This window comes from Actinomyces sp. HMT897, assembly GCF_016626125.1.
Lineage (GTDB): Bacteria > Actinomycetota > Actinomycetes > Actinomycetales > Actinomycetaceae > Actinomyces.
The window spans coordinates 1685263-1705408 of record NZ_CP067336.1; the positions used below are offsets into that span (position 1 = coordinate 1685263).

18 protein-coding genes are annotated in these 20146 nt (G+C 71.6%); 6 read left to right on the top strand and 12 right to left on the bottom strand.

All coding sequences use genetic code 11. The features are described 5' to 3' along the window. Positions 1–338 precede the first annotated feature (338 nt). The 3 genes from JJJ15_RS06715 to JJJ15_RS06725 form a co-directional block, all read right to left on the bottom strand. Positions 339–2444 carry a hypothetical protein gene (locus tag JJJ15_RS06715; protein WP_200510232.1) on the bottom strand — a complete coding sequence of 702 codons (2106 nt, stop codon included), beginning with the start codon at positions 2442–2444 and terminating at the stop codon, positions 339–341. Further along, entirely contained in the window at positions 2441–2647 is a 207-nt protein-coding gene (locus JJJ15_RS06720) for a hypothetical protein (protein WP_106110003.1), read from the bottom strand. The genes JJJ15_RS06715 and JJJ15_RS06720 overlap by 4 nt, the downstream gene beginning before the upstream one ends. Positions 2648–2802: 155 nt before the next feature. Further along, entirely contained in the window at positions 2803–4128 is a 1326-nt protein-coding gene (locus JJJ15_RS06725; RefSeq protein ID WP_200510233.1) for a hypothetical protein, read from the bottom strand. 53 nt (positions 4129–4181) lie between these two features. On the opposite strand from JJJ15_RS06725, the gene JJJ15_RS06730 reads away from it, so the two are divergent. Beyond that, complete coding sequence (locus JJJ15_RS06730) at positions 4182–5546, top strand: C1 family peptidase (protein WP_200510234.1); 1365 nt, start codon at positions 4182–4184, stop codon at positions 5544–5546. Between the two features lie 452 nt (positions 5547–5998). Here JJJ15_RS06730 and JJJ15_RS06735 read toward each other — a convergent pair whose 3' ends face one another. The 6 genes from JJJ15_RS06735 to JJJ15_RS06760 form a co-directional block, all read right to left on the bottom strand. Further along, the gene (locus JJJ15_RS06735; RefSeq protein ID WP_200510235.1) at positions 5999–6280 is read right to left on the bottom strand and encodes a transcriptional regulator; all 282 of its coding nucleotides are present in this window, start codon (positions 6278–6280) and stop codon (positions 5999–6001) included. Then, entirely contained in the window at positions 6280–6921 is a 642-nt protein-coding gene (locus JJJ15_RS06740; RefSeq protein WP_106110007.1) for a hypothetical protein, read from the bottom strand. The genes JJJ15_RS06735 and JJJ15_RS06740 overlap by 1 nt, the downstream gene beginning before the upstream one ends. A gap of 294 nt (positions 6922–7215) precedes the next feature. Then, positions 7216–8037 carry a carbohydrate ABC transporter permease gene (locus JJJ15_RS06745; RefSeq protein ID WP_200510236.1) on the bottom strand — a complete coding sequence of 274 codons (822 nt, stop codon included), beginning with the start codon at positions 8035–8037 and terminating at the stop codon, positions 7216–7218. Next, on the bottom strand, positions 8034–8936 hold the full coding sequence (locus JJJ15_RS06750) for a sugar ABC transporter permease (RefSeq protein ID WP_200510237.1): 903 nt from the start codon (positions 8934–8936) through the stop codon (positions 8034–8036). The genes JJJ15_RS06745 and JJJ15_RS06750 overlap by 4 nt, the downstream gene beginning before the upstream one ends. A 2-nt stretch (positions 8937–8938) precedes the next feature. Beyond that, positions 8939–10288, bottom strand: coding sequence for an ABC transporter substrate-binding protein (locus JJJ15_RS06755; protein ID WP_200510238.1), 1350 nt, complete (start codon positions 10286–10288; stop codon positions 8939–8941). A gap of 116 nt (positions 10289–10404) precedes the next feature. Continuing rightward, positions 10405–11691, bottom strand: a complete 1287-nt coding sequence (locus JJJ15_RS06760) for a glycoside hydrolase family 36 protein (RefSeq protein WP_200510239.1) — start codon at positions 11689–11691, stop codon at positions 10405–10407. A 444-nt stretch (positions 11692–12135) separates the two neighbouring features. Here JJJ15_RS06760 and JJJ15_RS06765 point away from each other — a divergent pair, with 444 nt between their 5' ends. The 3 genes from JJJ15_RS06765 (at position 12136) to JJJ15_RS06775 (ending at position 14865) form a co-directional block, all read left to right on the top strand. Further along, on the top strand, positions 12136–13695 hold the full coding sequence (locus tag JJJ15_RS06765) for a hypothetical protein (RefSeq protein WP_200510240.1): 1560 nt from the start codon (positions 12136–12138) through the stop codon (positions 13693–13695). A gap of 190 nt (positions 13696–13885) precedes the next feature. After that, positions 13886–14389 (top strand): LacI family DNA-binding transcriptional regulator, encoded by a 504-nt coding sequence (locus JJJ15_RS06770; protein WP_200510241.1) that lies wholly within the window; start codon positions 13886–13888, stop codon positions 14387–14389. Further along, positions 14386–14865, top strand: a complete 480-nt coding sequence (locus JJJ15_RS06775) for a substrate-binding domain-containing protein (protein WP_200510242.1) — start codon at positions 14386–14388, stop codon at positions 14863–14865. Before JJJ15_RS06770 ends, JJJ15_RS06775 begins: the two co-directional genes overlap by 4 nt. A gap of 117 nt (positions 14866–14982) precedes the next feature. Here the strand turns inward: JJJ15_RS06775 and purB are convergent, their stop codons facing one another. From purB to JJJ15_RS06795, 3 genes are all read right to left on the bottom strand, one after another. Beyond that, the gene (gene purB, locus JJJ15_RS06780) at positions 14983–16581 is read right to left on the bottom strand and encodes an adenylosuccinate lyase (RefSeq protein ID WP_246741945.1); all 1599 of its coding nucleotides are present in this window, start codon (positions 16579–16581) and stop codon (positions 14983–14985) included. Positions 16582–16793: 212 nt separating this feature from the next. After that, positions 16794–17201 carry a phage holin family protein gene (locus JJJ15_RS06790; protein ID WP_200510243.1) on the bottom strand — a complete coding sequence of 136 codons (408 nt, stop codon included), beginning with the start codon at positions 17199–17201 and terminating at the stop codon, positions 16794–16796. Positions 17202–17495: 294 nt separating this feature from the next. Next, positions 17496–18371 (bottom strand): hypothetical protein, encoded by an 876-nt coding sequence (locus tag JJJ15_RS06795; protein ID WP_200510244.1) that lies wholly within the window; start codon positions 18369–18371, stop codon positions 17496–17498. A gap of 438 nt (positions 18372–18809) precedes the next feature. Here JJJ15_RS06795 and JJJ15_RS06800 point away from each other — a divergent pair, with 438 nt between their 5' ends. Beyond that, the gene (locus JJJ15_RS06800) at positions 18810–19091 is read left to right on the top strand and encodes a metal-sensitive transcriptional regulator (protein WP_200510245.1); all 282 of its coding nucleotides are present in this window, start codon (positions 18810–18812) and stop codon (positions 19089–19091) included. Positions 19092–19207: 116 nt separating this feature from the next. Beyond that, the gene (locus JJJ15_RS06805) at positions 19208–19477 is read left to right on the top strand and encodes a heavy-metal-associated domain-containing protein (RefSeq protein ID WP_200510246.1); all 270 of its coding nucleotides are present in this window, start codon (positions 19208–19210) and stop codon (positions 19475–19477) included. Positions 19478–20146: the final 669 nt, after the last annotated feature.

The following is a 20146-nucleotide window of genomic DNA, read 5'->3' on the forward strand; positions in this document are numbered from 1 at the left end:
TCATGGTGTCACTGCGGGGCGCCCACCGGTGAGGAGGTTCCTCCCCGGGCCACCGGCCCCGGCCCCGTTACCGCCTGTCAGGCCGCGCACGCGCACGCCCGGGCCGCCCGTCCCCCGGCGTGTCGGCGGGCCTGCCACAGCGGCAGCCAGTCCCCGCTCACCGGCCGGGGCCGATTGCCCCACGCGCCACGTGAACGCCTGGTCGCGCCCGCGGCGGGCCTACACAGCCGGGGCTGAATGCCCCACGCGCCACGTGAACGCCTGAGACACCAGCCCCTACTCACCGGGGCCCAATGACCACTGCGGCTGCGTCGACGAGTCGCCCGTACAGCCCCTGCTCACCGCCGGGGCCCGATTTGGGTGAGCGGCAGCTTGCTGGAGACGTCGTGGATGGTCTCCTCGACATCCTCGACCACGTCGTCCACGTAGCCTTCAATGTCATTGACGTTGAACCCGTTGTCGGTAAGGCGCTCGACCTCGAAGACGTACTCCACGGAGGTCGCCCCCTCCACGTCCTGGCCCGTGTAGGTCGCGAATCGGTTGCTCCAGCCCACCAGGTCCGGGTCGTTGCCGTTCTCCATCCCCTCCACGGCGTCGGCGTAGACGTCCGAGCTGTGCGGGTACTGGGAGGCCTTCGTCCCGGTGTGCGTGTCGATACTGGCCACGATCCGCGTGGGGCTGGTGGGCGTGGGCGCGGCGCTCAGGGCGGGGACGGCGTCGCCGGTGTTCTCCAGGTGCAGGGCGTCCACGTCGGAGGACAGCTCCGCCCCGGCCGTGGGGCTGCCGGCGGTGAGCAGCGAGGTGATGGAGAAGTGCTCCTGGATGACGGGGTCGGCGGCCAGGTTGGAGACCACCGCCCCGCCCTGGGAGTGGCCGTAGATGGCCACGGGGTCCCCGGGCTGGACCCCGGCATGGCGCATGGCGCTGACTACGGCGGCGCTCATGTCCGTGGCCATTCCCCCCACCGCCTCCAGGTTGGTCTGCATGTCCTGGGGGTTGGAGCTGCCCGCCCCCCAGTTCGTCGTACCCGGGACGACGACGACCCACCGGTCGGGCTGGCCGGGGACGACGGTCCTAATGACGGAGATGACACCGGTCTTGGGGTCGTCGTCATTCTTCTTGAGGCCGTCGGAGTAGCGGATGAGCTCGGCGGCGGTACGCGGGGGGTGGTCCAGGACCCGCCCGCCCACGGGGGCCGGCGAGGAGATCCCCGGGATCCACGTCTCCTCCTGCGGGGTCATGTCGAACAGGGACATGATCCTGGAGCCCAGGCCGTAGGGGTCCTTGGCGGCAGCCGGCACGGTGAGGCTGACGCCGTCCAGGGTCAGGCGCACCCCGGTGGTCTCGCCGAACCGCTCGGCACCGTCCTTCTCGGACAGGATCGCCAGGTAGGCGGCGACGACCTGCATGTCCGTGAGGTCCTCACGGTCCACGTACCCGGCCCCGTGGCGTACCTGCTGGGGCAGGTGGGGGCGCAGCTGGGGCGCCAGGCGGGCGGCGGTCAGGCTCAGGTACCTCCTGACCTCGCTGGCCTCGGTGCCGTCCTCGGCCCCGGGCACGTTCTGGAGGATCCAGATCAGGTTCACTAGGTCGGTGCTGACCCAGTCCTCCAGCGTGTCGTCGTTGAGCAGGGTGGTGGCCATGGCAAACCAGTCGTCCGCATCGCCGTCCATGTCGGGGATGAGCCTGGGGGAGGGCAGGTTCACCAGGGCCAGGGGCAGGGACAGCAGCAGGGAGCCCACGAGATTGCCCGTGCCGCCCCAGGAGTGGAGGCCGCCGGACATGCTGGCCCCCAGCTCCGCGCCCGAGTAGGTGTCGGAGCAGGTCTTAATGTCACGGGCCAGGCCACGCAGCGTCGCGGCGACGGCGCCCAGGGAACCAGGTCCGTTCGCGGCCTTGTCGACCGTCCACCGGGCGATGGTCCGGTAGAGCTCAAAGCTGTGGTTGGAGGAGAACAGGATGCCCTTGGGGTTGGAGAGCGCGCCGCCCAGGGCCTGCTGGTTCGAGACCACGGAGCAGGAGTTTGCTGGTGACTCGGGGGTGGGCAGGGCCTCCAGGTCCGCGTACTCCTTGAGCAGGGAGGTCCTGGCGCTCTCCAGGTAGGTCGCGGTGCTCGTGACCGCCGCGTTGAGCAGGTCGAGGTCGGTGGTGCTGACGCTGGTGGACCCGCCGCTGACGAGCACCGGGACCGTCGGCCAGGACATGGTCCAGGAGTAGGGCGACGGGGGCGTGGAGGACGTGTCCTCAGGGGGCGCCGTCCCGCACCCCTGGGCCGAGGCGGGGTAGGGTCCAGCCGGGCACGAACCGGACGAGGGGCTGGAGCTGCCAAAGCTGGATGAGGACCCCGAGCCCTGGGAGGAGGCAGAGTAGTCGCCACCACCAGCCGACGAGGAGCCGGAACCCTGGGATCCCGAGCCCTGGGACGAGGCAGGGTAGTCGCTCATGACATCCACCTCACAGCGGTGCAGGCGGATCGGACCTCAGTGAGCTGGGACGTGAGAGCACTCACAAGGAGGCTGACCTGGTCCAGGCTCGTCTGGCAGGCCGTGGCGGCGGAGCCCGTCCAGGAGGCAGGAACAGTGGTGGGGAAGGAGGCGGTAGCGAAAGTGAGGTCGGTGTCAGCAGAGTCAAGATCAGCAAGAGACATGTAACAACGGTAAAGACCTAGCTACTCCGGTCGCACCCACCTCCGCGCCACCCTGTGGACAGCCTGCCCGGAAGCGCTGCCTGTGTGCTGAGTGAGACCGCGGTACCACGCGGTTCCGGTATGACGCACGATTGCCAGGCGACGGCGTCGGCACCTCACAGGATAATAATGTCGGCGCCCTTCTCCACGCGCTCCAGCAGGAGGGAGTCCAGGACGCGCAGCGCCTCGGGGCTGACCAGGCCGCGGATGTCGGGCAGGAGGTAGACGGCCACCTCGTGGGATAGCGCCCAGGTGAAGCCCACCAGGATCACCTCCTTCAGCCCCAGGGTCCGCACCGGCTGGTCCAGGCTCACACCGCTGTGGGCGAAGACCTCCAGGACCTTGGCGCGGGCCCGCGGGGAGGGCGCCAGGCCGCGGGCCTCGTCCATGGCCTCCAGGCAGACGGACACGGTGAAGGTGCTGGACAGGACGTGACGCAGTCCCTCGCTCCGCAGGCACCTCCACCCGCGGCGGATGAGGGCGCCGTCGCGCCGTACGGCCCTGCGCACGCTGGCCCACACCACCCGGCGCTCGGCCAGGCTCAGGTCACGGTCCAGCCCCAGGACCTCGGCCTGGGGCGTGAGCAGGTCACGGGCGACGTGCCGCCACAGCCAGATCGCCACCACACCGACGCAGGCCGACAGGACCTCCATGACGACCGTGGGCCAGGGGGACTCCATCTGCAGCGGCGTCACCCCGAACGCCAGGGGGGAGAACATGAGGAAGGCGGCCGTGGCGGAGGCCAGGCGCGCCGCCCTGACCGAGCGCAGCACCGCCCCGACGGCAAAGGCCAGGTACCCGGAGAAGGTACCGATCTCACTCGTGGCGCTACTGACCCACAGCCCGCCGCTCCACCCGTAGACCGCGTAGAACCTCACCGCTACGTGGTGGTGGAACCAGCGTGGTACCCGGACGTCGTGGACGGCGGTGAGGCCGTAGCGGTCGGCCAGCCAGCTGCCGACCACGACCCCCAGCAGCACGGAGAGCATGAGGAGGGCCTGGGCGACCTCCAGGCAGATGCCGGTGGTCAGGGCCGCCCCGGTCGGGCCGAGGCTGCCGGTGCGCACGGAGGTCCCCCGCGGGGTGGCAAGCTGGGCGCGCGTGTGCCGCAGGGTCAGGCCCACGCCCTGGAACAGGGCAATGCCCCCGGCCAGGGCGATAATCGCGAGGCGGGGCCGGGGCGTGAAGCAGGCGACCAGGGCCGCGACGAGGCTGAGCAGCCAGTACAGGGCGAGTCGGCGCCGCTCGGCGTACAGGACGGTGACCAGGTACCAGCTCAGGGTGACCACGCGGGTGAGCCACATGTCGGTCTCGGTGCTGACCCGGGGACGCTCGGAGGGGGTCCCACGGGGCGCTGGCGAGCCAGCGGCCTGCCCGGCCCCGTCCGGCGTCGTACCGTCCGGGTCCGGGCCGTCCGGGTCCGTACCGTCCGCGCTCACCATGGCACCAGGGTAGCCGCCACCGCCCGGACCACCACCGGGGCACAATGTCCCCCATGACCCAGAACCTGAGCACCCCCCTGAGCAGCCAGTGGGTGGCCGACGCCGCCGCATCCTTCCTGGCCGACCCCGCCGCCCGCCTGGCGGGCAACGCCGTGGCCACCACGGACGTGGAGACCGTCAGCCTGGACCGTGCGGTCCTGACCTCTATCGACTCCTCGGTCTCCGACCTCATCCCGGACGCGGCGATCACCGACCAGAAGCGCTCGGGCCGCTGCTGGGCCTTTGCCGGCCTGAACACCCTGCGGGCGGCCATGATCAAGGATCTGGGGCTGGAGGGCTTCTCCCTGAGCCAGAACTTCATCTACTTCCACGACAAGCTGGAGAAGGCCAACGCCTTCCTGAACCGCTTTACCGCGGACATGGTGGCCGGCCGGGACCTGGAGGACCGGGAGGTCGTCGCGGACCTGGCCTCCCCGGCCGGTGACGGCGGCTGGTGGCCGGAGTTCGCCCACCTGGTGGCCAAGTACGGCATGGTGCCCGCCTACGTCATGCCGGACACCCAGTCGGCCACGGACTCCCAGGCCATGAACGACCACCTGGACACCCTCCTGCGGCGTGCGGCCCTGCGGATCCGGGCCGTCGTCGAGCCCGCCGGGGACGATCCCGCCCAGGACGCCGCCGCCCGGGACACTGCCGTCAGGGAGCTGCGGGAGGCCGCCATGGCGGACGTCTACCGGCTCCTGGCGATCCACCTGGGGACCCCGCCGAGCCGGTTCGTGTGGCAGTACCGCAACAAGGACAAGCAGTTCACCCGGGTGGGAACGATGACGCCGCGCGAGTTCGCCCGCAGGTACGCCCCGGACGTGGACGAGTTCGTGGTGGTGGTCCACGACCCGCGTCCGCAGATCCGGCAGGACACCCTCTACGCCATCGACCGCTCGGAGACCATGGTGGGCCAGGGGCCCCAGACGCACGTGGCCGCGTCCCTGGAGGTCGTCAAGGCGGCCGCGGTGGCGGCCGTCCGGGACGGGGAGCCGGTGTGGTTCGCCTGCGACGTGGCCAAGCAGCGGGACAAGAAGGCCGGGGTGTGGGACGCCGCCCTGCACGACTACGAGGGCCTGTACGGCGTGGGGCTGTCCATGACCAAGGCCGAGCGGCTGGTGGCGCGCGAGTCCGCGCCCACGCACGCCATGTGCCTGACCGGCGTGGACCTGGTTGACGGCACCCCACGGCGCTGGCGGGTGGAGAACTCCTGGGGCGAGGAGACGGCGGAGAAGGGCTTCTGGACCATGAACGACTCCTGGTTCGACCAGTACGTCTACCAGGTGGTCGTGCGCGCCGACCGCCTGCCCCAGGCCACACGCTCCGCGCTGGAGGCCGAGCCGGTCCTGCTGCCCAGCTGGGACCCCATGGCCTGAGCCCGCCACCGCCCCGCCACCCCGCGAGAACGGTACTTGTTCCTCGCGAGAACGGATGTCGCGTACAGGATCGGGTACTGCGTGGCCCGCGGGTTGCACGACTTCCTGACAAGAGGCGCCCTGGGACCCTACGGGACCACGGGGGTAACTCAGGACCGGGAAGAGGGACGGAACAGGAACTGGTGCGACCTGCAAGAACTCGTGCAGTCTGAGCACCCACCCGGCAGGGCCGACGGCCTCGGCGGGCCACCTGCCCGACGCCGTCGGCGGGCCTCGGTAGCGCGCTCACCGCCAGGGTGGCCAGACCTGCCCGACGCCGTCGGCCTGCCCCTACCCGAGCACGACCCGGAAGCTGGGGCCGCCCAGCGCACCCAGGGCACCCCAGGCCACCCCTACCCGAGCACGACCCAGCCCCGTAGCGGGTGACCAGGCCTGCCTCGGCCAGGCCACCCCTACCCGAGCATGGCCCGGAGCTGGACGACGTAGTCCTCGAAGGCACGTCGCCCCTGGGTGGTCAGGCTGAGGTAGGTGGCGGGGGTCCGTCCCCTGAAGGTCTTGTTGATCCTGACGTACCCCGCCCCCTCCAGCTTGCTCAGGTGGGTGGAGAGGTTGCCGGCGGTCATGTCAAGGGTGGAGCGCAGGCGGGGGAAGGAGAGCTCGTCGCCCTTGGCGAGGGCCGCCAGGGTGGCCATAATCCGCAGCCTGGCCTGGGCGTGGATAACGGGGTCCAGCATTATCGCACCGCCTTGCGCATTGCGAGCTGGACCAGTCCCACCGCCAGCAGACCACCGCCGCCCAGGACGGCCATGACCCACCAGGCGGCGGGCGTGCCCACAATGGTGGCCAGGGCGGTCACCGCGAGGATCCAGGCGCCGGTCCAGGCCAGGGCGGTCTCCTCCCAGAGCATGGCGCTGGCCATGTAGATGGTTCCCACCACCAGGCAGGGGATGCCCGAGCTCAGGAGCCTCAGGAGCTCGTGGGCCTGCTCGGTGCCAATGTCGGACAGGACCGTCCCAGCCCGACCCAGCAGGACGGTGACCAGGCCCATGGCGGCGAGCCAGGTCGCCCCGTAGACGCTACCGGTTCGGGAGGTGGTGCCCCGGATCCCGCGCGCCCCCAGGGTGACGACGACGGCGGTCACGATGACGGCGGCCATCAGGCAGCCGCCCAGGACGGCCTGGCCCGCCCCCAGGGCCAGGCTGACGTAGCCCACGACCCAGGCCAGGCCCCAGGCGATGAGAATGAGGTCGCTGCGCACCACGACGGCCTGGCGCTGCGTCCTAATGGTGGCCAGGGCGGCGGCCGGGTCAAGGCCCCCGGTCTCAGGTGAGGACGCAGGCGAGGACGTACCGGCAGAGGCGCTTGCAGTGGTCATGGTCGGACTCCTTAGGTCTTGACTTCAGATCGATTTGTGTTGCAAACCTACTCCAGGGTACAGCCGGTCGGTTTGTTCTGCAAACCGACCGGGGCGCCCGCCGTCGGCTGGCCGCCGCGGACGTACCCCAGTCGCCGCGGACGTACCCTGACCGCCGGGAACGTACCTTAGCCCTCGATGACGTACCTTAGCCATCAGTGACGTACCCTAGACGTACGTCCCCAATGACTAAGGTACGTCTCCGGGGCAGGAACCTGTCCCTTGGGGGCCGACGGCGCCCACCCCCATCCACCTCTACTTCACGGCACCCGAGGTAATCCCTGAGATAATCTGCCTCTGGAACACCGTGAAGAGCAGCACCAGCGGAGCGCTCATGAGGAGGACGTAGGTGAAGATGAGGTGCCAGTTGTTCAGGTGCACCCCTGCGCTCGCCACCGCGAAGAGGTTGAGCGGCAGGGTGTCCAAGCGCCCGCCCACCACGAAGAAGGCGTAGAAGACGTCGTTCCACACGTACAGGCTGATGAGGATGGTGGCCGTGGCCAGGACCGGCCGCAGGAGCGGCAGGATAATGGTGAGGAAGACCCGCAGCGGCCCGGCGCGGTCGATCCGGGCCGCCTCCTCCAGGGACACCGGGACGGTGCGCACAAAGCCTGTGACAAAGAAGATGACCGTGGACAGGTACATGCCCACGTAGGCACAGATCATGCCCACCGCGGTCCCGGCCAGGCCCAGCTGCCGCAGCAGGAGCACCAGGGTCACCACGGCCAGCGGCAGGATGATCCCGCAGATGCCGACGGCATAGACCACGGCCGCCAGCCGTCCCGAGCGGCGCACCAGCACCCAGGACGCCATGGACCCCAGGACGAGCACGAGCGCCACGGAAGGCACCAGGAGCAGCAGGCTGCCGATAAAGGCCGCCCCGATGTGGGAACGGGAGACGACCTCGGCGACGTTGTCCCACAGCTGCCAGCCGGAGGGCAGGGAGAGGTCCGGACTGAGGGCCTCCGCCTGCGACTTGCCCGCGGTGACCAGGACCGTCCACAGCGGCACCCCCACCAGGACGGCCGCCAGGAGCACCGCGGCCACGGGCTGGATCCCACGCTTGAGGCGGTTCATGCCATGTTCCTCTCTCGACGACGGAGCATCCCGATGACGGGGAAGGCCAGGAGGACCACGGCTAGGAAGAGCACCAGGCTCATGGTCGTGGCCTGGGCGTACAGGCCCTGGCCAAAGGTGCGGAAGATGTACAGGTTGAGCAGCTCGGTGGAGCCGCCGGGCCCACCCCCGGTGGTGGCCTGGACGATGTCGAAGGAGTTCATGGAGCCCAGGAGCGCCGTGGCCACGTTGAAGGTGACGGCCGGGGCGATGAGCGGCATCCTGATGCGTACCAGCGTCTGCCAGCGCGAGGCCCCGTCAATGCGGGCCGCCTCGAGGACCTGGTGGTCAATGGTCTTGAGCCCCGCGAGGTAGGCGAGCATGGACATACCCATCCACTTCCAGGCGTGGATGAGGACGACCACCAGGAGCGTCCAGCGCGTGGAGCCCAGCCAGGCGATGCTCACCGGCTCCCCCGCCAGCGCCCCCAGGAGCTGGTTCACCCCGCCGTCGGGCTTGAGGAGGGCCTGGAAGACGTAGCCCACCGCGAGCGCGGACATGACCACCGGGATAAAGAAGACCACCCGGACCACCTTGTTGACCACCGTGTCCCGCTCCAGGAGGAGGGCCAGCCCCAGCCCGAAGAGGTTCTGGGCCACCGCCACCCCACCGGCGTACAGGAGGGTGATGACCAGTGCCCGCCGCAGGTCGCCGGAGGAGACCAGCTGGGCGAAGTTGCTCCATCCCGTGGGCCGGATCGAGGACTTGAAGCTGGACCAGTCCGTGAAGGCGTAGACGAAGTTGTACAGCGTGGGGGTCAGGAAGAACACCGCGAGCGCGACGAAGGCCGGGACCACGAAGGCCCAGGGGTGCGTGGAGCCTGAGGCGCGACGCCGTCGCCGCGGTTCTGCGGGCGTCATGCTCAGAAGCCCTTCGCGCCAATGGCCTTGGCGAGCTGGGCGAACTGGGTCTGCGTCTCCTGCCCCACCTGGGCGGCCGTCTTGGTGCCGGCGATCATGTCGCCGAGGTTCTTGGCCAGGTCCGGGTTGGCAATGGCCAGGGACTGCATGGAGCCCACGGAGGAGGCCAGGGTCCTGTTGGCCTCCACCAGGGCCGTGGGCACCGTGTCGGGGGTGTCCACGCCCGAGATAATGGAGACCGTGTTCTGCTCCTTGACGAAGCTGGCGTAGCCCTCGGAGAGCCAGTAGGTCAGGAGCTGGCGGGCGGCGGACTGCCGCCTCTCGTCCCCGGTGGCGAAGGCGACGACGGCGTTGGTCTGGTCGGGGATGGACGTGGCCAGGGCGCCCTTGGCGGAGACGGGGAAGAAGCCGATGGTGGCGTTCAGGGTGGCGGCGTCGGTCTGGGCGGCCATGTTGGACAGGAGGCTGGTGACCTGGATGGCCATGGCCGCCTTGCCGTCCAGGAGGGCCTTGGCCTGCTCGTCGAAGGTCCCGGTCTTCATGTCCTCGTTGAACAGGCCCTCGTCGATCATGGCGCTGTAGGTGTCGATGGCACCCTGGATGTCCTTGCCGGTGAAGGTGTCCTCGTTGGTGTTGACCCTCTCCCACAGGCCGTCCTTGGCGGCCTCGGCCAGCTGGACCTGGACGGCCCACTGGGAGGCCCACCACTCCCCGCCCATCTCGTAGAAGGGGGTGACGCCCTTGGCCTTGAGGGAGCGCGCCGTGGTGAGGAGCTCCTCGAAGCTCTTGGGGACCGTGACGCCGTTGGCCTCGAAGACCTTCTTGTTGTACCAGACGCCCATGACGGAGGGGGCGGAGACGAAGGCGGCGTAGCGCTTCCCCTCCAGGGTGCCTCCGGCGCCCAGGACGCTGGCGTCGGTGGCCGCCTCCCAGGGGGCGCCGTCCAGGGGCTGGAGACGCTCCTTGGCGCCCAGGCTCAGCAGCTGGGAGGTGGTGGGCTGCCACATGGCCAGGTCGGGCAGGTCCCCGGTGGCGACCTTGGTCTGGACGCCCTGCTCGTAGGGGTCGGGGATGGTGACGATCGAGACCTTCGCACCGGTGGCCTCCTGGAAGGCCTTGACCACGTTCTGGGGGATCTTGGCGGAGGACTGGGCGGCCCAGAAGGTGAGCTCGACGCCGTCGAGCTTGTCGGTGGCGGAGGGCCAGGAGGCCGGGCCGGACTGGGTCGTGGTCTCGCTGCCGGGGTCGGAGCAGGAGGCGAGGGCCAGGGCGCCCACGAGGGAGGTGGCCAGGGCCAGGGAGGTACGCCGGGTGACGGGGGTGGTCAGGGCGGTGAGAGGGGTGCGGTTCATGAGGTTTCTCCATTCATGCGGCGTCGTTGACGCAGTGGTGGGACCGGACCAGGTAGGCCCGGGCAGTGGGGTGGGTGGTGCCTGCGCCGGCCGGGACGGCGAGGCGTAGGCCGTCGTCACCGGGCTCGACGTGCAGGCCGGGGTCGGGGACGATGTCGCGGGGCGGGTAGACCTGCTCGACGTCGTACCCCGCCAGGGAGGGCAGGTGGAGCTCCGGGGTCCGGGGTCCCAGGCCGGGGCGGTGCCACACGAGGAGGAGCCCCTCGCGCCCGCCCGGGGAGGTGGCCCGGGCGGCCACCACCCAGGGGTCGTTCCAGCCGGCTACGTCCGCGGGCCACCAGGGGACGTCCTGGCACAGGTGGGTGCGCAGGTCCTTGGCCAGGTCGGTGGCGGCACGCACGAGGGCCGCCTGGTGGGCGCTCATGCGGTCCAGGTGCCCTGAGAGGTAGAGGGAGCCGGCCAGGGAGGTGACCAGGGTGTAGACGATCTCCTCGTCGCTCATCCCCGGCTGCGGGTAGCCCCAGCTGGCGGCCTGCTCGGGCAGCACGGTCAGGGGGGGCGTTGGCGGCCACGGGCGGGTAGCGCAGGGGGTCCTGGAGGTCGGAGGTGGACTGGAGGCGAGCGGAGGCCAGGAGGGCGTAGTCCGTGCTCATGCCGCCCGAGGCGCAGTTCTCCACCACCAGGTCCGGGTGGCGCCGCCCCAGGTCGGCCAGCCACCGCACCCAGGCCCGGGAGTGCTCCATGAGGGCGTCCCCGGTGGAGTCGGCCCCGGCGTCCGGGCCGGTGCCCACGGAGTAGTTGTCGTCCACCTTGAGGTAGCCGATGCCGTAGCCGACCATGCGGTCCACGACGGCGTCGAGGTGGTCCCGTGCGGCGGGGTGGCGCATGTCCAGGCGCAGGCGGCCCTGTTCCACGAGGAGCTGGCCGTCGCGGCGCATGAGGGCCTCCTCGGGGAGGCTTCTGGCCAGGGGGCTGCGCACCCCGACGGCGAGGGGCTCGATCCACAGGCCCGGCACCATGCCCTCAGCCCGGATGAGGTCCAGGGTGGCCCCCAGGCCGTGGGGGAAGCGCCGGGCGGAGGGCTCCCAGGCGCCGACGGCGTCCCACCAGGCCCCGTCCTCCTCGTCGGAGTGCCAGCCGTCGTCGATGCAGTAGACCTCCGCGCCAGCCCGGGCGGCGGCGGGCACCAGGGTGGCCAGGCGCTCCTCCGTGGGGTCGGCCATGAGGGTGTTCATGTAGTCGTTGAAGACGACGGGCGCGGGCGCGGTGGTCGGTGCCGTGCGCTCACGCAGGGCCCGGCGGTAGGCGGTGAGCCCGGCGACGGCGCCCTGCCAGCCGGCGTCGGACAGGACGAGGGCGGCGGTGGGGGTGACGACCTCCTCGCCGGGGCGGAGGGTACGCATCCAGCCGTGCTGGCAGCCGGCCAGGGCCCAGGGGCGGGTGGCAGGCGCCGGGGCGGGCGGGGCCGAGGCAGGTTCCACCGGGGCCGACGGCGCCGAGGACGTCGGCATTGGGGCGGACGCCGGGGCAGGCGCCACTGGGACCACCGGCGCCGGAGCGGGGGCCACCGAGGTAGGTACCACCGAGGCGTCCCCGCCGTCTGGGCGGGCAGGCGGTCCGGGCGTGGCGGACGCGGACGCAGTCATCGCAGTCATGGAGACCTCCAGGACGAGGTGACCCACACCGGCCCCCTCTTAAAACGGTGCCACCTACCGTAGATAGGGGCCGGACAGCCTGTCCACAACCTGTGAAACGCCTGTTTCACGCACTCTAGCGGCCCTCTTCCCCGCGCGTCCGACAGAGCCTAGTCTGCACCTACCACCGGCCCGTGCAAAGGAGCATGAACGATGACGCTGACCCGACGTAACGCCATCCTGTCCGCGGCGGCCCTGACCGGCCTGCCTCTTCTCCTGCCCTCCCAGGCCCGTGCGCAGGAGGTGGGGGCGGGGGCCACCGACGTCAACCTGGAGGAGTGGACCCTCATTGACTCCCTCAGCGACAACTTCGACACCCCCCTGGACCCCTCACGCTGGCACAAGGGGCTGTGGTACCCGGCCTCCGGCGTCGGGGCCTTCCGTGATGAGAACGCCGAGGCCTCCGACGGCGTCCTGCACCTGTGGGCCCGGGCCGAGCGCCACGAGGGCAGGGACCACACCTTCGGTGCCGTGGAGTCGGTCTTCGACACCCCCGGCGTGTGCAGCTACGTGGAGGTCCGCGCCAGGGCGCTGCCCTCGGCCGCCCACGTGCTCTCGGCGGTCTGGCTCCAGTCCTCCAACCTCGACGGCCAGAACGCGCTGGCAGCCGACCCGAACCCGGAGATCGACGTCCAGGAGACCTTCGACTTCCACGCCATGACCTCCGCCACGCATATCTGGCCGGGCAATACCGAGGCCGACCACAGGTCCTTCGGCGGGCACACCTACGCCAGCGCCGAGGACGTCTCCGCGGACTACCACCTCTACGGCGTCGAGCGTCGGGAGGGGGAGGTACTCCTCTACTGGGACCGCCACTTGGCCTGGCGCCTGCCCGCCCCCGACCCCTCCCTGTGGCGCATGTCCCGGCACGTGGTCCTCAGCCTGGAGGGGCACCTGGGCCGCGCCCACGACCCCGCCCTGCCGGCCTCCTTCGACATCGACTACGTCCACACCTACTACCGCACCCCCGCCCAGGTGCAGCCCGACGGCGACGTCCGCGTCCTCGACCCGCAGGGCCGGGCTCTGACCCTGGGGAGCGGGGGCGTCACGCTGAGCACCTCCACCGGCGAGGACACCCACTGGCACCTACGTCGCCAGGACGACCTCACCTACGTCCTCAGCTCGCCATCGGGGGCCGTGCTGGGGGCGGCCTCGGCGAACGGCTACGCGGGTGGGGGCCTGGTGGCCACCGCGGCAGCGGGCACCGGGACGGACATTGCGGGCAGCCGGTACCGGTGGCACGTCCTGTCGGTGGAGGGCGGGGTGCGTATGCGCTCCAAGCTCAGCGGCCTGGCCCTGTCCTCCGGGGACGGCCGGCCCGTCACCGGGGAGGAGGAGCAGGCGACGACGTGGAGGATCGAGGCCCTCAGCCCCCAGCAGGAGGAGCTCCCGTCGTTCGTGGCCGCCCAGAAGGACAACCCGCGGGCCACCATCCTGCGCGGCGACTGGGACGGGGACGGCACCGTGTCCTACGCGGTCCGGCTGGGGAGCCGCGTGGTCTTCTACAACGAGAACCGCACTCACGCCCCCGTGGTGGCCGCGGTGTCCCTGGGGAGGCCCAGCGACGCCGTCCACGTCGGCGACTGGGACGGGGACGGCCGCGACACCCTGGCCCTCCAGCGCGGGCAGCGTGTCCTGCTCCAGACAGACCTGTCCTCCTCGGCCACCACCGAGGGCAACCTCGCCGACCTCGACAAGGCGCGCAGGCAGTAGGGGCGCCGGGGCCGGGGCCAGCGGCACCGTTCCACGTGGAACAGCCAGAACAGCGGCCGCCTACGGGGCGGTGGGCGTGCCAGCCCCGTTCCACGTGAAACGGCCCCGGGCCAGCTCACGTACCCTGGGAGGGCGTCCGCAGTCAGGCGGGCACCCCCGGCCACGGGGACGACGTCAGGGGAGGTGCCACGTGAGCACGACCAGGCGCCCATGGTTCCCGCCCCGGCTCGCCGACGTCGCCGCCCGCGCCGGGACATCGAAGGCGACCGCCTCGCGGGCCCTGGGCCGGGGCCACCCGAACCCCTCCCCCACCCTCAGGCGGGTGCAGGAGGCCGCCCAGGACCTGGGCTACCGCCCTCCCACCGACCGGGCCCACCTCCTGGCCCTGTCCACGGACATTAGCCGGACCGGGTACTGGGCGACCGTCTCGGGGGTGGTGGCCGCCTCCGAGGAGCTTGGCGCGGACCTCTCCATCCACGTCCTGAGCGGCGGCTCACAACGACGGCGCGAGATCCTCTCCCGGGCCCTGGACGGGCGCGTGGACGGCGTCGTCCTCCTGGAGTTCGACTCCGTCAGCGTGGCGGCCCTGGAGGACCTGCCCGTGGACCTGCCGGTGGCGATCGCCGGGGCCGCCCGGGCGCCGGGCACGAGGAGCCGCCTCGGGCCTGGACGGACGACTATGCCGGGGCCATGACCGCGACCCACCACCTGTGCGACCTGGGGCACGAGCGCCTGGCCTACGTGGGCGTACCGAGCGCGGGGCACCCCGACCCCCGCCTGGCCGGATGGCGCAGGGTCCTGGCCCAGCGCCACCTGAGGGCCAGCGAGCCCGTGGCCATTGGCTGGTCCGTGGAGACGGGGCTGCGCTCCGCCGCAGCCGTACGGGCGTCGCGGGCCACAGGCGTCCTGTGCGGCAACGACGACCTGGCAATAGGCCTGGTCGCGGGGCTCGCCCGCGAGGGGGTCGAGGCACCGCGGGACGTGTCGGTGGTGGGCGTGGACGACCACCCCCACGCCGTCGGCATGGTCCCGGCCCTGACCACCGTGTGCCTGGACTTCGCCGGGGTGGGTGAGGCCGCCGCCCGCCTGGCGCTGGGGATCGAGGTCGGTCCCGTGGTGGAGGTCCCCTCACAGCTGGTGGTCCGGGGCTCCACGGCCCCTCCTGCGTAGGTCCGACGGCGTCGGCCGCGGTGGCCCCAGACGAGTAGTCGGTCAGCCTCGCGCCCCAGTCGCCCACAAACGGCAAGGCACCGCGCCCTACCCCTCCAACCAGCCGGGCCCCGCGCCTCAGTCCTCCAGGTGCGCGACCAGCTGCGCCGCCAGCCCCGTGTAGGTGGCGGGGGTCAGCGCCAGCAGGCGCGCCTCGACGTCGTCGGGCATACCCAGGCCGGAGATGAACGCGCGCATGGCCTCCGGCGTGACCTTCCGGCCACGGGTGAGCTCCTTGAGGCGCTCATAGGGGTCGGCCATGCCGGTGGCCCCGGCCACGGCGGCCGCCCGCATGGCCTGCTGGACCGGCTCGCCCAGGACCTCCCAGGTGGCCTCCAGGTCCTCAGTCAGGCGGGCGTGGTCCACGTCCAGCCCGGCCAGGCCGCGTCGGATATTGTCAATGGCCAGCAGGGAGTGGCCCAGGGCCACCCCGATATTGCGCTGGGTGGTGGAGTCGGTCAGGTCCCTCTGGAGCCGGGAGATGACCAGGGTGGCGGCCAGGGAGTCCAGCAGGGCGCAGGAGATCTCCAGGTTGGCCTCGCCGTTCTCAAAGCGGATCGGGTTGACCTTGTGCGGCATGGTGGAGGAGCCGGTGGAGCCCTGGGCGCTCAGGCGCTGGCGGAAGTAGCCCAGGGAGATGTAGGTCCACACGTCGGTGGCCAGGTTGTGGGCGACCCGGTTGAAGCGGGCGACGTCGGAGTACAGCTCGGCCTGCCAGTCGTGGGACTCGATCTGGGTGGTCAGCGGGTTCCAGGTCAGGCCCAGGTGCTCCACGAAGCCACGGGACACCGCCTCCCAGTCGGCCCCGGGTACGGCCACGACGTGAGCACCGTAGGTCCCGGTGGCACCGTTGACCTTGCCCAGGTACTGCGTGCCCTCCACGCGACGCACCTGGCGTCCCAGGCGGTGGGCCAGCACCGCCAGCTCCTTGCCCAGGGTGGTGGGGGTAGCGGCCTGGCCGTGGGTGCGGGCCAGCATGGGGACGGCGGCGTGCTCGCGGGCCATGGCACCCAGGTCGGCCACCAGGCCCCGGGCGGCGGGCAGCCAGATCTCCTGCACGGCGGCGCGCACGGTCAGGGCGTAGGCCAGGTTGTTGACGTCCTCACTGGTGCAGAAGATGTGGACGATCTCGTGGACGCCCGGCAGGACGGTGGGCCCGCCGTCGACGGCGGTCACGGCAGGGACCTGGGGGGTGCCGTCGGCAGTCTGCTGGGCGGCTGGTGCACCGTCCGGGGCCGGTGCGCCGGCGGCGGTCGGGGCCGGGAGGTGGGGGGCAGCCGGGCCGGCCGAGGGCGGCACGCTGGGAGCCGGGGCACCGTCACCGGGCACGCAGGCGGCGTCGAGGCGACGCTTGAGGAGGTACTCCACGGCCTTGACGTCGTGACGGGTCACGGCCTCGATACTGGCCAGCTCGGCGATCTCGACGGCGCCGAAGTTCTCGACGATCCCGCGCAGGTAGGCCTTCTCGGAGGCTGACAGGACAGGGGCACCAGGCAGGACGTGGTTGTCGGTGAGGTAGATGAGCCACTCGACCTCCACCTCCAGGCGGGCGCGGTTGAGGGCGGCCTCGGAGAGGTGGTTGACCAGGGGCGCGGTCACGCTGCGGTAGCGACCGTCCAGGGGACCCAGGGCGATAGGTGGCGTAATGTCGGCGAGGTCGGTGGTGCGAGGGCTCATGGCGGCATTGTCGCAGGTACGTGCCGGTGCGCCCACCTGCGGCCCTGGCCGGACCGGTCCCGGTGCTCGGCGGGCACGCGCAGACAGGCGCCCGGACACGGGGACAGCGGGCGGGCCGTAGGACGGGGTCGGCGGGCGTGGTCGGATCGGGCGGGCGGGTCTCCTGGACAGGCACCGAGTGCCGCCCGCCACGCAGGCCCTGACCGTCCTCCTCAGTCCTCGTCGGGCCCGAAGATGCCTACGATAATGGCGGAGACAATGGCGACGATAATCGCCGCCCCCACCGCGGTACCGAAGGTCGCCACGTGCAGGCCGAGCGCCACCCCGGACCCGGCCCCGAGCCAGGAGACCTTGTCCGTCAGCCAGGACGTCAGCATGAGCATGGCCCCGTTGACCACCAGTGCGAACAGGCCGAAGGTGAGGACGTAGATGGGCAGGGCGAGGGTCTTGACCACGGGCTTGACCAGCGAGTTCACCAGCGCCAGGATGAGGCCGACGACAATGAGGTTGACCCAGGTGTGGACGGCGGACTGGTCGCCGGGGACGGTCAGGCCGGACATGAACCGGGCAGCGAGCCAGAGGCCCGCCGCGTTACCAAGGGTACGGACAATGAGCTCCATGACCTTATGGTCTCAGCCGAACCTGGGTGCCACCTGTCTGGCTGTCATGGCCCAGGTCTGCGGTGAGACGACCCCACCGGCTGCGTGCCAGCACGCCTGAGCCGACTTCACTTCAGGGGCCCGGGTGCACCGCATGCGTGACCCGAACAGGTTCCTCCGGCGTCACCGCAGGGGTCCGGGGACCAGGGCACCCGGCCCGCAGTGTGCGCACGCCCGTATTACCCACTGTCAGGGGCGCAGGGGCCAGGGGCTCGCCACGCGGCGGGGGCAGGCGGCCATTGCCGTGCCCCCGTCTCAGCTCAGGAGGGCCCGCATTATGGCCAGGAAGACCAGGACGATAACGATCCACAGGCCCGTGTACCAGCTCCCGTGATCGGACGACGGCGTGATCCTGGGCGAGGCGTAGGGGCTGCCCGCCGTACCGGCCGCCCGGTTCGCGGGCTGCCAGGTGGCTGCCTGCCGGGTCTGCGGAGCAGGCGCCTGCCCGTACCGGGACCCCGGCACGCGGGACGGTCCTCGCCCGGAGCCCGGTCCCCGCCCGTAGCCGTAGGCGCCTGACGGGGCTCCGGGGGCAGACGGCTGGGGCGTGGCGGGGCGCTGGGCCGCCCGGGCGACCAGGCGGGGGTCGGTGCCGGGGGGTGCCCACGGACTACCGGACACGCCTGTCTGGCCCCAGGAGGCCGGGCCCGGGAGGCGTTGCGGACCTCCGGCCCCCGCCAGCCGTGGTCCTGGCGGCCGGGCGGGTGCCCTGCCCGGCGTACCCGGCACCGCGCCTCCCGGCGCCGTGCTCCTTTGGGCAGCCAGACGGGATGCGGTGCGGCGCGCCTGGGGCACGGTGGTCCGGCGGGAGGCCGTGGCCGGCGCCGCCGTCCGTCCTGCTGCGGTGCGCTGCGAGGTCCGAGCAGCGGCCGTGTGGGCGGCAGCCGTGGCCGGCGCCGCCGTCCTCCGGGAGGGCGGAGGCGGGGTGGGGTTCTGGTCGCCGGGCGCGGCGGGCTCGGTGGCGACGTCGTCCTCGGGCTGCCAGCCGGGAGTGGGGTCCAGGACGGAGACGTCATAGATCATCGACCCTGACAGGACGGAGCCGAAGGGGGAGTCGTCCAGTGCGCTCACGTCCTGGGGCTCCCACCCCGCGGGGGCCCAGTCGGTCTCATCAAGGTCCTGCACGCTCATGGTCCCAAGCATGGCACGACGTCGGTCCACGCGGGAGCTGTACCGCCGCGTGCCAGGGGTATAGCCGCCGGTCGGCTTCGTCCGCACCTGGTCCGGGAGTACCGCCCGTGTGCCAGGTATAGCCAGGCCGACCCCACGCGAGCAGGGATAGTCCACCCCACGCCGGGCGCGACGTCCTCCTCCGCTCTCCCAGGGCCGGGCGCAGCCCGGTGTCGGGTACCTGGCCAGGGCGGCGACCAGTCCCCTCCCCCGTCCCCGGGCACGACCGAGCTGATCGCCCCCGCACCGACCGACCCGGAGCACGACCCCTCGCACCGGAAGCTCCTGGGGGCAGGGACCGTCCCGTCGTGGGTGGGCGAGACATCCCGCACCGAAGCAACCCTCTTGACACCCCTACCCCCTAGGGGTATATTGTCTGCTGACGACCAGGGAGGACACATGGCTGGCTACACCGGAACCAAGGACGACCACCTCAAGCGCCTGCGGCGCGTGGAGGGCCAGATCCGTGGTATCTCGCGGATGGTCGAGCAGGACGTGTACTGCATTGACGTCCTGACCCAGATCGCCGCCGCCACCAAGGCCCTCCAGGCCGTGGGCCTGGGCCTGCTGGAGGACCACATGAGCCACTGCGTCATCCATGCCGCCCAGTCCTCCGAGGCGGAGGGCCAGGCCAAGATCCGCGAGGCCTCCGACGCCATAGCCCGTCTTGTACGGTCCTGAGCCCCCGACGCCGCACAGCCACCTGGGCGGCGCCACTGGCCGGGCCCGCCCCGGCCTACCCCCTACCCGTATGTCGGCCCCACCCGGGCCGCCCACCGCAACCACAGGAGCACACCATGACCGAGTTCACCGCCACCGGCGTCGACCGCACCACCACCCTCAAGGTCTCCGGACTCACCTGCGGGCACTGTGTCACCCACGTCACCGAGGAGCTCGAGGCGGTCGCCGGCGTCAAGAACGTCTCCGTCCTGCTCAACAAGGGCGGGCAGTCCACTGTCACAGTCGTCTCCGACACCGTGCTGTCCGACGCCGCCCTGGCTGAGGCCATTGACGAGGCCGGGGACTACACCCTCGACGCGGTCGAGCGCGACACGCCCGCCGCCTGAGGCTCCCGTCCACCCCTCCGCCCCCAGCCCGCGTGGGCCAAGGGGGCACCGGCAGACGCCAGCTGATCTCGACCGTCTCCGCTCCCTGCCTGCGTGGGCCAGGGCCGACGAGCTGCTGTTTACAAGACAGCGGCTCACTCCGCCCCCAGCCTGCGCGGGCAGGACGTCACCAGGCCGCACCACGCACGGCGCCTCCCGCCCGCGTGGTAGTGAGCGCGGGGATGGCGAGGAGGGACCTCCGCCTCTCCCATCCTGGCCCGCGCGGTAATGGGTGGGGACCGATCCTCGGCGTGGTGCGGACTCCCGCCCCAGCCTGCGCGGTAACAGGGCAGGTGCGACCCGCGTCCTCACCGAGCCCCGCACCGGCCCACGCGGCAGCAGGTGGCCGCAGCCAGGACAGGGCTCGGGGACGCGGCAGCGGAGGACGGCGGAACAGCACCGCCTTCGGTGACCTCGGTGCCCGCACCGGCCCACGCAGCAGCGGATCCTGGACGTGAGCTACGTGGTCCGCCGGACTCCGCCAGGCGAGGTTGGCGAGCGGCCCCCTTCACCTCGGCTCTGAGGTGAAGCCGGACCCCGCCAGGCAGTCCCGTGGCCGCACTCAGTCTCGCAGACCATCCGGGCCCGGATACTTCCCACCAGGTGGGACCGTGCCGGGCAGTGGTCCTG

Excerpts from the sequence above, each read along its gene's own strand:
- JJJ15_RS06775 (WP_200510242.1), top strand. The coding sequence starts at position 14,386 with ATGACCGCGACCCACCACCTGTGCGACCTGGGGCACGAGCGCCTGGCC.
- JJJ15_RS06750 (WP_200510237.1), bottom strand. The coding sequence starts at position 8,936 with ATGACGCCCGCAGAACCGCGGCGACGGCGTCGCGCCTCAGGCTCCACG.
- JJJ15_RS06730 (WP_200510234.1), top strand. The coding sequence starts at position 4,182 with ATGACCCAGAACCTGAGCACCCCCCTGAGCAGCCAGTGGGTGGCCGAC.
- JJJ15_RS06805 (WP_200510246.1), top strand. The coding sequence starts at position 19,208 with ATGACCGAGTTCACCGCCACCGGCGTCGACCGCACCACCACCCTCAAG.
- JJJ15_RS06715 (WP_200510232.1), bottom strand. The coding sequence starts at position 2,444 with ATGAGCGACTACCCTGCCTCGTCCCAGGGCTCGGGATCCCAGGGTTCC.
- JJJ15_RS06740 (WP_106110007.1), bottom strand. The coding sequence starts at position 6,921 with ATGACCACTGCAAGCGCCTCTGCCGGTACGTCCTCGCCTGCGTCCTCA.
- JJJ15_RS06755 (WP_200510238.1), bottom strand. The coding sequence starts at position 10,288 with ATGAACCGCACCCCTCTCACCGCCCTGACCACCCCCGTCACCCGGCGT.
- JJJ15_RS06760 (WP_200510239.1), bottom strand. The coding sequence starts at position 11,691 with ATGCGTACCCTCCGCCCCGGCGAGGAGGTCGTCACCCCCACCGCCGCC.
- purB (WP_246741945.1), bottom strand. The coding sequence starts at position 16,581 with ATGAGCCCTCGCACCACCGACCTCGCCGACATTACGCCACCTATCGCC.
- JJJ15_RS06745 (WP_200510236.1), bottom strand. The coding sequence starts at position 8,037 with ATGAACCGCCTCAAGCGTGGGATCCAGCCCGTGGCCGCGGTGCTCCTG.
- JJJ15_RS06800 (WP_200510245.1), top strand. The coding sequence starts at position 18,810 with ATGGCTGGCTACACCGGAACCAAGGACGACCACCTCAAGCGCCTGCGG.
- JJJ15_RS06720 (WP_106110003.1), bottom strand. The coding sequence starts at position 2,647 with ATGTCTCTTGCTGATCTTGACTCTGCTGACACCGACCTCACTTTCGCT.
- JJJ15_RS06725 (WP_200510233.1), bottom strand. The coding sequence starts at position 4,128 with ATGGTGAGCGCGGACGGTACGGACCCGGACGGCCCGGACCCGGACGGT.
- JJJ15_RS06795 (WP_200510244.1), bottom strand. The coding sequence starts at position 18,371 with ATGAGCGTGCAGGACCTTGATGAGACCGACTGGGCCCCCGCGGGGTGG.
- JJJ15_RS06765 (WP_200510240.1), top strand. The coding sequence starts at position 12,136 with ATGACGCTGACCCGACGTAACGCCATCCTGTCCGCGGCGGCCCTGACC.
- JJJ15_RS06790 (WP_200510243.1), bottom strand. The coding sequence starts at position 17,201 with ATGGAGCTCATTGTCCGTACCCTTGGTAACGCGGCGGGCCTCTGGCTC.
- JJJ15_RS06735 (WP_200510235.1), bottom strand. The coding sequence starts at position 6,280 with ATGCTGGACCCCGTTATCCACGCCCAGGCCAGGCTGCGGATTATGGCC.